This is a genomic window from Thermoanaerobacterium calidifontis (genome assembly GCF_055381745.1).
Window position 1 is genome coordinate 2219088 of sequence record NZ_AP042436.1, and the last position, 16247, is coordinate 2235334.

At 39.1% G+C, this 16247-nt stretch carries 12 protein-coding genes; 1 reads left to right on the forward strand and 11 read right to left on the reverse strand.

Features of this window, described 5'->3' with window-relative positions; translation table 11 throughout:
* Positions 1-54 precede the first annotated feature (54 nt).
* The 11 genes from ACZ42G_RS11645 to ACZ42G_RS11695 form a co-directional block, all read right to left on the reverse strand.
* Positions 55-1350 carry a pyrimidine-nucleoside phosphorylase gene (locus ACZ42G_RS11645; protein WP_085111764.1) on the reverse strand — a complete coding sequence of 432 codons (1296 nt, stop codon included), beginning with the start codon at positions 1348-1350 and terminating at the stop codon, positions 55-57.
* Positions 1351-1365: 15 nt separating this feature from the next.
* On the reverse strand, positions 1366-2535 hold the full coding sequence (locus tag ACZ42G_RS11650; RefSeq protein WP_085111765.1) for a phosphopentomutase: 1170 nt from the start codon (positions 2533-2535) through the stop codon (positions 1366-1368).
* A 58-nt stretch (positions 2536-2593) separates the two neighbouring features.
* The gene (locus ACZ42G_RS11655) at positions 2594-2989 is read right to left on the reverse strand and encodes a cytidine deaminase (RefSeq protein WP_085111859.1); all 396 of its coding nucleotides are present in this window, start codon (positions 2987-2989) and stop codon (positions 2594-2596) included.
* A 14-nt stretch (positions 2990-3003) separates the two neighbouring features.
* The gene (locus ACZ42G_RS11660; RefSeq protein ID WP_085111766.1) at positions 3004-3726 is read right to left on the reverse strand and encodes a GntR family transcriptional regulator; all 723 of its coding nucleotides are present in this window, start codon (positions 3724-3726) and stop codon (positions 3004-3006) included.
* 8 nt (positions 3727-3734) lie between these two features.
* Positions 3735-4658, reverse strand: coding sequence for an ABC transporter permease (locus ACZ42G_RS11665; protein WP_085111767.1), 924 nt, complete (start codon positions 4656-4658; stop codon positions 3735-3737).
* Entirely contained in the window at positions 4655-5710 is a 1056-nt protein-coding gene (locus ACZ42G_RS11670) for an ABC transporter permease (RefSeq protein ID WP_085111768.1), read from the reverse strand. The genes ACZ42G_RS11665 and ACZ42G_RS11670 overlap by 4 nt, the downstream gene beginning before the upstream one ends.
* Before the next feature lie 2 nt (positions 5711-5712).
* On the reverse strand, positions 5713-7239 hold the full coding sequence (locus ACZ42G_RS11675) for an ABC transporter ATP-binding protein (RefSeq protein ID WP_464850538.1): 1527 nt from the start codon (positions 7237-7239) through the stop codon (positions 5713-5715).
* A 51-nt stretch (positions 7240-7290) separates the two neighbouring features.
* Positions 7291-8349, reverse strand: coding sequence for a BMP family lipoprotein (locus tag ACZ42G_RS11680; RefSeq protein WP_085111770.1), 1059 nt, complete (start codon positions 8347-8349; stop codon positions 7291-7293).
* 206 nt (positions 8350-8555) lie between these two features.
* Positions 8556-9191: a cyclodeaminase/cyclohydrolase family protein gene (locus ACZ42G_RS11685; protein ID WP_085111771.1), complete on the reverse strand. Its 636-nt coding sequence runs from the start codon at positions 9189-9191 to the stop codon at positions 8556-8558.
* Positions 9192-9249: 58 nt separating this feature from the next.
* Complete coding sequence (gene ftcD / locus ACZ42G_RS11690; RefSeq protein ID WP_464850541.1) at positions 9250-10146, reverse strand: glutamate formimidoyltransferase; 897 nt, start codon at positions 10144-10146, stop codon at positions 9250-9252.
* Between the two features lie 111 nt (positions 10147-10257).
* Positions 10258-12126, reverse strand: coding sequence for a DUF4914 family protein (locus ACZ42G_RS11695; protein ID WP_464850542.1), 1869 nt, complete (start codon positions 12124-12126; stop codon positions 10258-10260).
* Positions 12127-12702: 576 nt separating this feature from the next.
* On the opposite strand from ACZ42G_RS11695, the gene nifJ reads away from it, so the two are divergent.
* Complete coding sequence (gene nifJ / locus ACZ42G_RS11700) at positions 12703-16230, forward strand: pyruvate:ferredoxin (flavodoxin) oxidoreductase (protein WP_464850543.1); 3528 nt, start codon at positions 12703-12705, stop codon at positions 16228-16230.
* The last annotated feature ends 17 nt before the right edge of the window (positions 16231-16247 follow it).

Here is a 16247-nt window from a genome sequence, read left to right on the forward strand (position 1 = left end):
CATTAATAGTAAAATGTTAAATGATTGCAAAAAAAAATTCCTCATTGAGGAATTTTACATGTAAATCAGTTGAGGTCTCTCCACATATTGACCAGATACTAATATATATTTTTTGATTTCATTCATCGCCCAATCCAGCTTATTTTTATCATTAGCATATACTGTAGCAATAGGTTGGCCTTTCTTTATGAAGTCGCCTATTTTCCCGCCTAACATTATGCCAACCGATAGATCTATTGTGTCTTCTTTTGTAGATCTTCCAGCGCCTAACCTCATGGCGATAAGACCTAAGTCTAATGCATACAAATCTTTTATATACAAATCTTCATCAGCAATCCACGATTCAACGTATTTAGCCTGTGGCAGCAATGAAAGATCATCTACTATCCTTTCATCTCCACCTTGAGCTTTTATAAACTCTCTAAACTTTTCCAAAGCCTTTCCACTTGTCAATGCTTCTTCCATCATCTTCTTTGCTTCATCGGTATCTTTTGCAACACCAGCAATTGTAAGCATATCAGCACCTAAAACCATGCACACATCGATAAGGTCCTTCGAACCATTTCCTTTTAAAACATCAATAGCTTCTACTACTTCCAATGAATTGCCAATAGCAAGTCCCAATGGCTCATCCATATTTGTAACGTGTGCTATTGTCTTTCTTCCAACGGAATTGCCTATCTCAACCATGAGATTTGCAAGCTTTTTGGCGCTTTCTATGTCCTTCATAAAAGCACCGCGGCCCACCTTTACATCCAGCACAATTCCATCAGCACCAGACGCAATCTTCTTGCTCATTATAGAGCTTGCTATAAGTGGTATCGAATCGACTGTGGCGGTTACATCTCTTAAAGCGTAAAGCTTCTTATCGGCTGGTGTCAGATTGCTGGATTGCCCTACGACAGCTATGCCGTATTTATTCACATTGTCTATAAATTCTTGTTCACTTAGTTCAACCCTCATGCCCGGTATTGATTCAAGCTTATCTATCGTACCACCGGTATGGCCCAATCCTCTTCCAGACATCTTTGCAACAGGAGCACCACACGCTGCCACAAGAGGCGCTAAAACTAGAGTAGTAGTATCTGCGACACCGCCAGTAGAATGTTTATCAACCTTAATACCTTTTATTTCCGATAAATCAAGCACATCACCAGAATGGGCCATAGCCATCGTCATGTTTGCTGTCTCTTCGTTCGTCATGCCATTAAAGTATATAGCCATCAAAAGAGCACTCATCTGATAATCAGGTATATAGTCTTTTGTGTATGAAGATATGATGAAATCTATCTCGTCTTTTGTAAAGGTGCCTCCATCTCTTTTCTTCATTATAAGGTCGTACATTCTCATAAAAGATCCTCCTTATCAAAATGGCAATTCATTAAGAAATGACGTTCCATGGCCAGTTCCCTCAACGTCAAATATTTCTGCAATGGTTGCGGCAATATCAGAAAATGTCTGTCTTACGCCTAAATCTGTACCATGTGTAAATTTGCGGTTGTACACCAAAAGCGGCACATACTCCCTTGAATGGTCTGTGCTGGCCGTCGTAGGATCATTTCCATGATCTGCTGTAATAATGAGCAAATCATCATCGTTAAGCTTTGACATTATTTCAGGAAGGTGGTCATCAAAATATCTAAGTGCATCTGCATATCCTTGAGGGTTGTTTCTATGTCCGTAAAGCATATCGAAATCCACTAAATTTGTGAATATAAGGCCATTTTTTACTTTATCCAATGCTTTTAAAGTCGCAATTATGCCATCCTTATTATTAGTAGAATGGTCTTTTCCCGTTATGCCACATCCTGCAAATATGTCTTCAATCTTGCCTATCGCAAAAACCTCATGCCCTGCGTCTTTTAACTTATCCAATATAGTCGGGCTAAATGGTTTTAAAGAAAAGTCCCTTCTGTTTTCCGTTCTCACAAAATTCCCCGCTTCCCCAATAAAAGGCCTTGCAATGACTCTGCCTACCGCATAATCGCCTGTCAGTATTTCTCTGGCTATCTCACACATCTCATAAAGCTCATTTAAAGGTATAACGCCTTCATGGGCAGCGATTTGAAAAACGCTGTCAGCCGATGTGTAAACTATCGGATAACCTGTCTTTACATGTTCTTCTCCTAATTCTTCTATTATCTCTGTCCCCGATGCAGGCTTATTTCCTATGACTTTTCTTCCTATTCTTTCTTCAAACTTATTTATCACTTCATCAGGAAATCCATTTGGAAATGTAGGAAAAGCCTTATCTATCCAAAGACCTGCTATCTCCCAATGTCCCGTCGTCGTGTCTTTGCCTGCAGAATGTTCTTGCATCTTCCCATAAGCACCTATAGCCGACTTATCAGCCTCTACACTTTTTAGCGGCAGTATGTTGCCAAGTCCCAATTTCCCTAAATTAGGAAGCTTTACTCCTGTCACATCGCATATGTGTCCAAGAGTATTTGAACCTACGTCACCATATTTATTCGCATCTGGCGCTTCACCAGCTCCAACGCTATCTAATACAATAAGTAAAACTCTGTTTACCATTTAATCACCTCTATCAATAATGCCCTCAACAAATAATATTAAATAAATATCACGAATATTATTTTTCATCTTTCAGAGAAAATGCATACGGAAGAAGATCTTTCGCTTTTTTTATTACAAAATCTCCTTTCATGTTTCCCAAGATGACAGTCATGTCTTCTCCACCTAACTCGTACATGACTTGTCTGCATGCGCCGCAAGGTGACACAGGTCCATCTGTATCGGCTACAACTGCAATCGCCTCTATATCTCTATCACCATTTGCATAAGCGCTAAAAAGTGCAGTCCTTTCAGCACAATTAGTAAGTCCATATGAAGAATTTTCGATATTGCATCCTTTATATATCTTCCCATTACTTGTTATGACGCAGGCACCGACTTTAAATTTAGAATATGGTGCATAGGCACTTTCCCTCGCCTCTTTTGCAACCTCCAACAGCTTTTCGTAATCCATAATCATACCTCCCATCAGTCCCGCTTCCTGATGACGTAAAAGTCGAACTTATCAGCATTAAAATAATTTGATGAGAAAAGAATCGGCCTATTGTTTTCATCGTAATGTATTTGCTCTAAAAGCAAAACCGAACCATTTTTCCCTATATTAAGCTTTTTCTCCAATATAACATCATTCTTCACGACTTTAATGCTTGATACAGCATACGTTATCTTTATGTTGTACTCTTTTTCCAAGAAAGTAAACATAGATTCTTGGAAACCGCTAAAATTATCTCCTACAATTTTGTAGGGCAATCTATCAACACAGTAGACAACAGGTATGTCATCAGCAGTCCTTACCCTCTCAACTTTGTAAATTTCTTCACCAGGATTTAGCTTTAATTTTTCTGCCTCACTTTCTAAAGCAGGCAATCTGTAGAAAGTAAAATCCTTTGTGCCAGGCTTCATCCCTTGCCTTTTAATAAGGGACGTGACGCTGAAAAGCTCCTCAAGCCCACTTCTTATTATCGGCTTTTTCCGGACAAATGTCCCGACGCCTTGCTGCTTCGTTATAAGGCCTTCATCTTCCATTATTCTCATAGCTTCCCTGAGTGTAGCCCTGCTTATGCCAAATTCTTTCGATAGAGAAGCTTCAGAAGGAAGTTTCATTCCTTCCTTCCATACACCAGTCTTAATAAGCTCCTCCATCTTATTCAATGCTAATTCATAAAGTGGCTTTTTGTCAGGAATTAACATATTAATCCTCATTTCTTAGGAGTATACGGAACACCATCTGCCGCAGGTGATACACTCTTGCCGCCAACACCTACCAAAGCCAAAACTGTGAGAATATATGGAAGCATCATTATTATATTCTTGGACAAGGCACTGTTTTGAAGCTGCATGCTTAAAGCAGTAGCAAAGCCGAAAAGCAAAGCCGCACCAAAAGAGCCGAAAGGCGTCCATTTACCAAATATCATAGCTGCCAAAGCGATATAACCTCTTCCGCTGGACATATCTGTGCTAAAGCTGTTTAAAAGACCTATTGACAGATATGCACCGCCTATTGCTGAAAAAAGACCACTTAAAGTAACTCCTAAATACCTTAACTTTATTACATTGATTCCCGCAGTCTCAGCCGCTTCAGGATTTTCTCCAACGGCTCTTATCCTTAAGCCCAGATTAGTGTGAAATAAGAAGTAATCTGAAGCAAATATCAATATTATCATTAAATATACTATGACGCTGTTACCGCTTAATATCTGCCCTATAAATGGTATATTTTTAATAATAGGTATATCTATATTTGGAAGCATGGGTGTATCTGTAGGCGTACCACTGAAACCGAAAATTGTATTCAGAAGGTATGCTGTAAAACCCGATGCAAATATATTTATTGCCATACCGAGAATAACCTGATCAGCAGTAAGTGTTACTGCAGCCCAGGCAAATATCACAGCAACTATCATGCCAACTATAATCGCACCTAATAGGCCAAGCCATGCGCTGCCTGTAAGATGGGCAAATAGTACCGCAAAAAAAGCCGCAATAAGCATTATACCTTCCATAGCGATATTTACGACGCCAGATCTCTCAGAAAAAGTTCCTCCAAGGGCTGGCAGCGCCAATGGTGTTGCCATGGCAAGGGTTGCCGACCACAACTGAGGATTTAATAAAATTTCTTTCATGATGCTAACTCCTCCTTTTTCTGCTTCTTAAACATGGTTTTAAACAATTCAATGATCTTGTCTGCGGCAACGAAGAATATGATGAGACCTGTTATGACATCTGTCAACTGGCCAGGCACCTGTGCATTAAGCTGCATGTATTGGGACCCTGTTCCAAGCGCAGCAAACAGAAGGGCTGAAAATACGACGCCAATAGGATTGTTTTTTGCCAACAGTGCCACAACTATTGCAGTATATCCATATCCTGATGTAAAGCTGTCGTAAAGCCTATGTTGAACGCCTAAAATTTGAACTGCTCCTGCAAGACCTGCAAATATACCGCTTAAACTTAATGACAAAACGATGTTAAATGGCACATTCATTCCAGCGTATTTTGATGCTCTCTGATTAAACCCAACGGCTCTCATCTCATATCCCCAGACAGTCTTATACATAAGCCAGTAAACAAAAAGGGCTGCAACCAAAGCTATAACTATGCCATAAGACAATTGCGTGTTTGGCACGATGGTAGGTATCACAGCAGAATTTCTGATAAGCGGTGATTGAGGCACAGAACCTTTTTCCATCATTGGACCAAACTCCAATAGGTAATGGCTAAAATAAATTGCCACATAACTCATCATCATAGTCGTAATGACCTCATGTGCGCCAGTATATGCTTTAGCAAATCCAGGAACTATTCCTCCCCACAATCCTCCGGCAATCATCGCAGCAATAAGTGCAAAAGGTATGTGGATATACCATGGAAGACCTTTAAAGGAATAGCCTATCCATGTACCTACAATAGCGCCAATCCAATACTGTCCTTCAGCACCTATATTGAAAAGCCCTGCATTAAATGCTATCGCAACGCCAAGACCTGTTATTATAAGCGGAACAGCATTTGCCAGTGTATTTGCTATATTAGGTAATGTTCCAAACGCACCTATGAAAAGCGATGTATAGGCAGCTACTGGATTAAAGCCTGTAGCCAACATTATTATAGAACCAATAATGATTGCAATTACAACAGCTAATATTGGCATATAAATGCTTTTTAATACTTTACTCATGATCACACCTCAACTTCCTTTGCGTCAATTTGAGAACCTGCCATAAGCAGTCCAATTTTTTCCCTTGTAGCAGATTTGCCATCCAATACATCCATTATTACACCGTTATGAATTACTCCGATTCTGTCAGACAACGACATTATCTCCTCTAATTCTAATGAAACAAGCAGTATCGCTGAACCTCCATCTCTAAGCTCTAAAAGCTTTTTGTGGATGTACTCAATAGCACCGACATCCATTCCCCTCGTAGGCTGAACAGCTATCAAAAGCTTCGGATTAGAACCAACTTCTCTTGCAAGGATTATCTTTTGCTGGTTGCCACCTGAAAGGTTGCCTGCTAAAAGAGTATAATCAGTAGGCCTTATGTCGTATTCATCAACCTTCTTAGATGCATTTTCAAATACTTTCTTATACTGTATTACGCCATTCTTCGAATAATGGCTATCTTTGTATTCCTTCAAAATCAGATTGTCTGCGACGCTAAACTTCATGATAAGCCCTTCCTGCTGTCTGTCCTGAGGAATGTAAGATATGCCCAGCTTGTACCTTTCCCTCGTAGGAAGTTTTTCAATATCGGTATTTTGGTACTTAATGATACCTGATTTAATCTGCCTAAGTCCCATCAAAGCCTCAATAAGCTCTGTCTGGCCATTTCCATCAATGCCTGCCAATCCAAAGATTTCTCCGCTTCTTATTTCAAAGCTTACGTTTTTCACCTTTTCAATGTTTTGTTCATCTGCAACAGTCAAATCTTTAACTGAAAGAACCACATCACCAGGTTTGTATTCTGATTTCTCTACTCTTAAAACGACTTCCCTTCCCACCATCAAATTAGCCAATTCTTGCTCGTTTGTATCTTTTGTATTGAGAGTACCTACCGTCTTACCCCTTCTCATTACTGTAACTTTGTCAGAAATCTCTTTAACCTCATCCAGCTTGTGGCTGATGAATATGATAGAAATGCCCTGCTCTTTTAATCTCCTCATTATCTCAAACAATTCTTCCGTCTCCTGTGGAGTAAGCATAGCAGTAGGTTCGTCCAAAATGAGAAGCTTAGCATGTCTGTAAAACGCCTTTAATATCTCTACCCTCTGTTGAAGTCCAACAGATAGATCTTTCACCTTTGCATCTGGATCGATTTCAAGATGATAGTTTTTTGATATCTCTCGAATCAATTCATTGGCTTTTTTCTTGTTGTAAGAAATGCCACCAGGTTCAGCACCGAGAACTATATTTTCTGCAACCGTCAAAACCGGTATCAACATGAAATGCTGGTGAACCATCCCAATGCCTTTTTCTATGGCTTCATGAGGGCCGCTTAGATTTAAAGTTTCGCCGCTTAGCTTTAATTCTCCAGAGTCAGGCTTATATAATCCGTAAATAATATTCATCAAAGTAGATTTGCCTGCACCATTTTCACCTAAGATGGCATGTATTTCTCCTTCTTCTACAGTCAGATTGACACCATCATTTGCCCTAACCTTAGGAAATATTTTTGTAATATTTTTAACCTCTAATAATACACTCATTAACATACCTCCTAAAAAGGGGCTGAACTCCGTCAGCCCCTAAGTTAGCCATTATTTCTGTACTTGATCTGAAACTTTTATCGTACCGTCTTTTATCTTATTAGCATATTCATTAACTTTATCAATTATAGATTGTGGAACATCTTTTATCGGCTTAGCGTAGCCAACGCCATCATTTGCCAAGTCGAAGTACACGAGACCACTCTTGAAGTTGTTATTAAGAGCATTCTTTATAGTCTCAAATGTTGCAACATCAACTTTTTTAAGTGCTGATGTCATAACTGTATCAGGAGCCATGTAATTTTGGTCTGCGTCAACGCCTATTGCGTATACATTTTTTTCTTTAGCAGCATTTATAACGCCATCGCCAGTTTGTCCTGCAACATGGAATACTATATCTGCTCCTTGGCTTATTTGTGTCAAAGCCATTTGCTTTCCTGATGCTGGATCATTGAAGTTTCCTGTGTAGCTTACAAGTACCTTTGTATCAGGATTTACAGCTTTTACGCCTTGTTGGAAACCTGCAATGTAGCTGTCAACAGGTGGAATCTGCATTCCTCCTACAACGCCAACAACGTTTTGATCATTAAGCTTTGAATTCTTTTCTTTTTCCATAAGACCTGCCATCACACCTACTAAGTATCCGCACTGCTCTGTCTTAAATGTAGCAGATGCAACATTTGGCCTGTCAGTAATGTCTGAATCGATGATCAAGAACTTCGTATCAGGAAATTCTTTTGATACTTGTTCAACTGCATCTTTCATAAGGAAGCCTACAGCTATTACTAAGTTGTACTTTTGCTGAGCGAACTGTGTAAGGTTTGTAATGTAATCTGTCTGTTGCTTTGATTGAATAAAGTTAGCTGTAACACCAAGCTCACTTTTAGCTTTTTCAAGACCTTGATATGCCAACTGGTTGAAGCTATGGTCATTTATACCGCCAACGTCTGTTACAAGACCTACTTTAAAGTCTTTGTTCTTCGCATTTTGAGTCGTATTGTTTGACTGTGATGACTGTTGTTGTTTTGTAGCTGAAGAACATCCTGATAAAAGTGATAACGTCAAAACAAATGCCAGCATTAATGAAAGAACTGCACGTAATTTTTTCATTACTTCATCCTCCTATTTTTGATATCGTTTTTCTAATATTTAGCTTTCCAATTTCCGTCTGTTGTCTGACATCTAACAACATTATAATTCTAAAACCATTCATTCACAACATTATTTCTAAGCTTGTATTACAAAATTATCTCATCTTTTCTCTATCTTTCTCACTTTTTCTTGTCTTTTAACACTTTTACACTTAAACTTATCTATCACAAATTTTTAATAGAAATACTCAGTATCTCGTCTTTTACAGGTTCATACCTTTTTATCAAACTCTCACATTCTTCAACGGCGCTATCTGCCAGTGATTTGTCTTTTAAAAATTTAGCATTTACTTTTACATTTATATAAGCACTTTGAAGCCCTGCGAATAGAAGCAACGCACCAACTGCCGCATCTGATATTGCATTTGGATTGCCATACTGAGCAATAAGCAAAGTAGGTGCAAACCCTTCGCTTAAAAGTCTCGCTAACTTAAGCGGCACATTTATAGCTTTTAAATAAGCTTCATCTAATTTTTGACTTCTTAAAGCCTTCTCTTCATCATTATTTTTAGGCATTTTGATGGCTTTTATGACATCCTCGTATGCATTTTTATCTTCATCTACTAAAGGCATTAACTCCGATATAAGCCTTTCGCATATTTTAAGTCCGTTTTCAATCTCATCCTTTATATCGCTGTCATACTCATCGTAGAACTTTCTGCCGATTGTGAGATTATAAACCATTGATGACAACGCCACGCCTAAGCTTGCCACTAAAGCAGATACACTTCCACCACCAGGCGCAGGTTTTGAAGATGATACATCTTTTACATATTCTTCTAAAGTTTCGTTTACCAACATAAATTTGCCTCCTTTGTCCTTTTTCTTAATTATACCTTATTTCCCTTATCTTGAATACCTACTCGTAAATTCTATTTTCTATGACTTTATCATAGCTAAAGTTCTCCATCATCAGATAGTGCTCAGCAGTATCAAACAGCGCTTTAGCGGGTATAAGACCGATAAGTTCGCTGCCAACGATATTTACTCCATACCTTGACGCTTCATTTTTAATGACTTCAAAAACCCTATACAGTGGCGTCTTCTCATAGTTTGTAAAATTCATTGAAACCTGTACGACATTTCGCTCCTTCAAATCTACCCCCATCGCCTTTAAATATCTGAAGCCACCTGAAGAATGCCTTATTGCCTTTGCTATTTTCTTCGCGATATCTATGTTAGTTGTTCCTAAATTTACATTGAAAGCTATCAGAAAATTTCTTGCACCTACAACAGTGACACCGCTTTTTTCATTCATTACATGCGGTCCGTAATCAGGAACCCAATCAGGCATTTTTATTTTTTCAAAAAAGCCTTCATATCCACCTCTCCTTATGTCCTCAAGGTTTCTCCTTAATGGGTTTCCCTGAGCTTCTTCATAAAGATATACAGGTATCTTAAGTTCTTCCCCTATGCGACTTCCTACATCTTTTGCTATCGCTACACATTCATCCATAGTGACATTCTTAAGAGGCACAAATGGCAAAACATCTAAAGCCCCAACTCTTGGATGCTGTCCTTTATGATACCTCATGTCGATTAATTCCGAAGCTTTTTTGGCCACATTAAAGGCAGCCTCTTTTATTCCATCCACATCTCCACAAAATGTTATAACAGACCTATTGTGGTCTTTATCCATGGTATAGTCTAACAATTTAACGCCATTTACAGATGCCACTTCTGCCACAAGGGCTGCGATCTTCTTTTGGTCTCTGCCTTCGCTGAAATTTGGAATACACTCTACGATTTTATCCATATTTACCTCCGCTATCACAAATTTAATAATTATTTCTCGAATTGAGAATATAATAAAGCGCTTATTTTTTCAACAATTGCGATAAAAAAATACGGATCAAAAGATCCGCATTTACAGAATATTGATATAGTCATCAAAAGAACCGTCATCAAGGCAACATTCTATAATATCTCTGCCCAGTTTTGACAAATCCGGCGTCAAATATTTTTTAAGCTCTTGTTTAAAGAAATCAGTCAATATCTTCGCACCTTTCATAAATGCTTCTTCACCCACTTCAGGCTGCAAGTGTACCTGTAAGAAATGCTTCGGCATAAATTCGCCATCTATTTTAAGGGACTCCAGGGAATACCCTAATAGAGGGCATTTTGACTCTGTCAACTGATCAGGCCTGAATTTTGCGCCACCGCGCCTTGACAAATATTCCCTTGCAATCCATTGAGGCATGAATCCGACTTTATAAGCGCCTATATGTTGATTTGGTATAAGCACGTACCTTGTGGCAGGCGTATTCTGTATTTGTTCTAATATGAGATTTGCATGTCGTACCATCTTTCCTGTGGCAAATGGCCAGTATGAACCAACGCCTTCACTGCTTAGCCCTTCTGTATCTATGATGCTGGGGTTTGCATAGCCTCTTGGAGCCACTAACCTCCAAAGCCAAGCAATAGATGGTGGCAGCACGTGAAGCACACCTAATATGCCATAAGAAGGATTTTCTTTAGTGCAGGGAGGAGTTCTCACACCAAAGCTTCTTATGTCGACTTCTACTGCATCATCTACCGTATTTGCAATGAATCCCCTTGGCATTATGACTCTCGGGTTAGTGCAAGGCTTACCAGGGCTATCTTCTATGTGCTCCCATATTAAACATGTAGAATTAGGTACACCATCAATATTAAGGAAAAGAAGTGGCTCTTTCGGATGGATACACAATTTTTCAAGATCAGGACTTGAACCATACTCTGTAACATGGTCAAGCCTTATAAACCATCCATTTTCCGCATCTTTAACGACTAACTTCTTACTTGTGTCTTGATATGATGGATGACACAATGCCATATCGTCTGTAACAGGCTGCAGTTCGCTGTTTTCTTTAAGTTCCATGTAGAATTTTTCCTTAGTCACGATGTTAGTGCCAAAATGTATCCTTCCATCCAATTCCCTTGGAAGCTGCTCAGTCATCTCACTTTTTCCGCCACCGCTGGCGCCTTCATGCATGATGGTCATTATGTTGTCATAAGGTGTTATGACTCTTACAGTGGATGCATGGGCTGTTATCCACCCTTCTTTTTCACCCACATCTAAAAGAACGCTGTAAACTCCTTTTTTCGCACTTGGACCAGGATATAAATTGTAGGAGAATAGTTCTTGCATGTCTTCAAGCCTGTTATGAACGACCACTTGCTTTCCGTTGAAATGGGTATGTCTGAAAGGAGGTGCTACAAATATGATAGAGCATGGTTTAAAGTTCTCACCGATTTTTTCCTTCGGTATAAAACCTTGGATGTCTGCAAGAGCAAGGACAAAAAAACCAGCATTTTTTGGTGCGATTACCAATGAAGCATATCCTAATCTTTCATCGCCAGCCATAAACGGCATTACAATCAAATCCTGCTTCTTTAACCAGTTAAAAGTCTCAAGCCTTAAAGGTTCAAAGTCTTCACCAAACCTGTCTTTGTACCTAACCTTATCAGTGTCTTTATCATCAGCTATAACCATGCAGTTTGGCTCTCTCCGCCTCATGTACGGTTCAGGGTAATTTACTGCAAAGCCGTTTTTACACTTTGCAACAGTAGCTTCCACGACTTTCCCTTTTCCTGGTACTTCGTATGACACTTCAAACGTGTCATTTCCACTGCCACCTATCGTCAAATCTAATAGTTCTTTTCTGTTTTCAGGAATAATTATTTCTCTTCCGCTTCTTAAAATATCAGAAACTTCATCAGGTAGTATAAAGTAATCTAAAATGCCATTTTCCATCTTTTCTATCTCATTCCTTTCACACGATATGAAAATTTTTGAAATAATAGACGTGATATTATGCAGAATTTTAATATTTGAAATATTTTATAAAAGCCACTATCTATCTATAAATTAGATAAATACTGGCTAAGCGGTAAATTTGCAAAGCAACCCTTTCATAGAAACCCCCTATTTACTTTCCTTCAATGTAGAAAAAATTCATGTAATTTATTTTATCATTTTCAAGCATTAAAGTCAATCCCTGCTTAACAAAATACACAATTAGCCGAAATATTAAATTATAGATGCTGTGGACTTTAATTAATATTATATCACATAATATGACCAGCTCATAATTTTATGAATAAAATTTTGTCAAAAAAATATTTTTATATTTTAATCATCTGTGATATAATTATCGTGGAACTGTTATATAAAGTCTAAAGGTATATATATAAGCATTTTCAGAAAACTGTTATATAATTGCTTAATAGCTGTTGTATAACAGTACATATTTGTTTATGCTGTATTATAATAGTTTGCTTATATAATCCTTAGATTTAAATATAAATTTAAAAAGAGAGGGGAAATACAATGTCGAAGGTTATGAAGACCATGGATGGCAACACAGCCGCTGCACACGTGGCATACGCTTTTACAGAAGTAGCTGCCATCTATCCTATAACTCCATCATCACCTATGGCAGAACATGTTGATGAATGGAGTGCCCACGGCAGAAAAAATCTCTTTGGGCAAGAAGTAAAAGTCATCGAGATGCAGTCAGAAGCAGGTGCTGCTGGTGCAGTACACGGTTCTCTTGCTGCTGGTGCCTTAACTACAACATTCACAGCATCACAAGGATTACTATTGATGATTCCTAACATGTACAAGATCGCTGGTGAGCTTTTGCCAGGCGTATTCCACGTTAGTGCTCGTGCGCTTGCATCACACGCATTATCAATATTTGGTGACCATCAAGACGTAATGGCATGCAGACAGACAGGATTTGCACTTCTTGCATCAGGCAGTGTTCAAGAAGTCATGGACTTAGGCTCAGTCGCACATTTAGCAGCTATAAAAGGTAGAGTACCATTTTTGCATTTCTTTGATGGTTTTAGGACATCTCACGAGTATCAGAAAATAGAAGTAATGGACTATGAAGATTTAAGAAAGCTTTTGGACATGGACGCAGTAAGGGAGTTCAAAAAGAGAGCATTAAATCCAGAGCATCCTGTCACAAGAGGTACAGCTCAAAACCCTGATATATACTTCCAAGAAAGAGAAGCATCCAACAGATTCTACAATGCTGTGCCAGAAATAGTAGAAGAGTACATGAAAGAAATAAGCAAGATTACAGGCAGAGAGTACAAGCTATTTAACTACTATGGTGCACCAGACGCTGAACGCATTGTAATCGCTATGGGTTCAGTTACAGAGACGATTGAGGAAACAATCGACTACTTGCTGAAAAAAGGCGAAAAAGTAGGTGTCGTAAAAGTACATCTCTATAGGCCTTTCTCATTCAAACACTTTATGGATGCTATACCAAAGACAGTAAAGAAGATAGCCGTATTAGACAGAACGAAAGAAGCAGGCGCATTTGGCGAACCACTTTATGAGGATGTAAGGGCAGCTTTCTACGACAGCGAAATGAAACCTGTTATCGTAGGAGGACGTTACGGCTTAGGCTCTAAAGATACTACACCAGCTCAAATAGTAGCAGTATTTGACAACTTGAAATCAGATGCACCAAAGAACAACTTCACGATTGGCATAGTAGATGATGTGACATACACATCACTTCCTGTCGGTGAAGAAATTGAAACAACACCAGAAGGCACTATAAGCTGCAAATTCTGGGGCTTTGGTTCAGACGGTACAGTTGGTGCAAACAAGAGTGCTATACAGATTATCGGCGATAATACTGACATGTATGCACAAGCATACTTCTCATACGACTCTAAGAAGTCTGGCGGTGTAACAATATCCCACTTGCGCTTTGGCAAAAAGCCTATAAGGTCAACATACCTTATAAACAATGCTGATTTTGTTGCATGCCATAAACAAGCTTACGTGTACAACTACGATGTGCTTGCAGGCCTCAAAAAAGGCGGTACATTCTTATTAAACTGCACATGGAAACCAGAAGAACTTGATGAAAAGCTGCCTGCTTCCATGAAGAGGTACATCGCTAAGAACAACATCAATTTCTACATCATAAATGCAGTTGACATAGCAAAAGAATTAGGCCTTGGTGCAAGAATAAACATGATAATGCAATCAGCATTCTTTAAGCTTGCAAACATCATTCCTATTGATGAAGCAGTTAAGCATTTGAAAGATGCTATTGTGAAGTCTTACGGTCATAAAGGCGAAAAGATAGTCAACATGAACTACGCAGCCGTCGATCGTGGAATAGATGCACTTGTTAAGGTAGATGTTCCTGCATCATGGGCAAATGCTGAAGACGAAGTTAAAGTAGAAAGAAATGTTCCTGATTTCATAAAGAATATAGCAGATGTTATGAATAGACAAGAAGGAGACAAATTGCCTGTAAGTGCCTTTGTAGGCATGGAAGACGGTACATTCCCAATGGGCACTGCAGCATATGAGAAACGCGGTATCGCCGTAGATGTGCCTGAATGGCAGATGGACAACTGCATACAGTGCAACCAGTGTGCATATGTATGTCCACATGCAGCAATTAGGCCATTCCTCTTAAATGAAGAAGAAGTCAAAAACGCTCCTGAAGGATTTACTTCCAAAAAAGCTATCGGTAAAGGCTTAGAAGGATTAAACTTCAGGATTCAAGTAAGCGTGCTTGATTGTACAGGCTGCGGCGTATGCGCAAACACATGTCCTTCAAAAGAAAAGTCTTTAATAATGAAGCCTTTAGAAACGCAGTTGGATCAAGCGAAGAATTGGGAATACGCTATGTCATTATCCCACAAAGAGAACCCATTAGGAACAGATACGGTAAAAGGCAGCCAATTCGAGAAGCCTTTGCTTGAATTCTCTGGTGCTTGCGCAGGATGCGGTGAAACACCATACGCAAGGCTTGTAACACAATTATTTGGCGACAGAATGCTTATCGCAAATGCTACAGGTTGTTCGTCCATTTGGGGTGGCAGTGCACCATCTACACCGTACACAGTAAACAAAGATGGTCATGGTCCAGCTTGGGCTAACTCACTATTTGAAGACAACGCTGAGTTTGGCTTCGGTATGGCATTGGCTGTAAAACAACAGAGAGAAAAATTAGCTGATATAGTAAAAGAAGCATTAGAATTAGATCTTACTCAAGATCTAAAGAATGCCTTAAAGTTATGGCTTGACAACTTCAATAGCTCAGAGATAACAAAGAAGACAGCTAACATCATAGTTTCATTGATACAGGACTACAAGACAGATGACGGAAAAGTCAAGGAACTTTTAAATGAAATACTTGATAGGAAAGAATATCTTGTCAAGAAGTCACAATGGATATTTGGCGGTGACGGTTGGGCATACGATATAGGCTTTGGCGGTCTTGACCATGTGCTGGCATCTGGCGAAGACGTAAATGTTCTTGTATTTGATACAGAAGTATATTCAAATACAGGTGGTCAATCATCAAAAGCAACGCCAGTAGGCGCTATAGCACAATTTGCTGCAGCAGGTAAAGGAATCGGCAAGAAAGATTTAGGCCGCATCGCAATGAGCTATGGATATGTCTATGTTGCGCAGATAGCTATGGGTGCCAACCAAGCACAGACAATAAAAGCCTTGAAAGAGGCTGAAAGCTATCCTGGCCCATCGCTTATAATAGCATATGCTCCATGTATCAACCACGGCATTAAGCTTGGAATGGGCTGCAGTCAGATAGAAGAAAAGAAAGCAGTTGAAGCTGGCTACTGGCATCTATACAGGTACAACCCAATGCTTAAAGCTGAAGGCAAGAATCCATTTATCCTTGACTCAAAGGCTCCAACAGCTTCATACAAAGAATTCATCATGGGAGAAGTTCGCTATTCTTCATTGGCAAAGACATTCCCAGAAAGAGCAGAAGCCTTGTTTGAAAAAGCTGAAGAACTTGCAAAAGAAAAATACGAGACATACAAGAAGCTTGCTGAACAAAATTAGCTTCACACAATTAATGA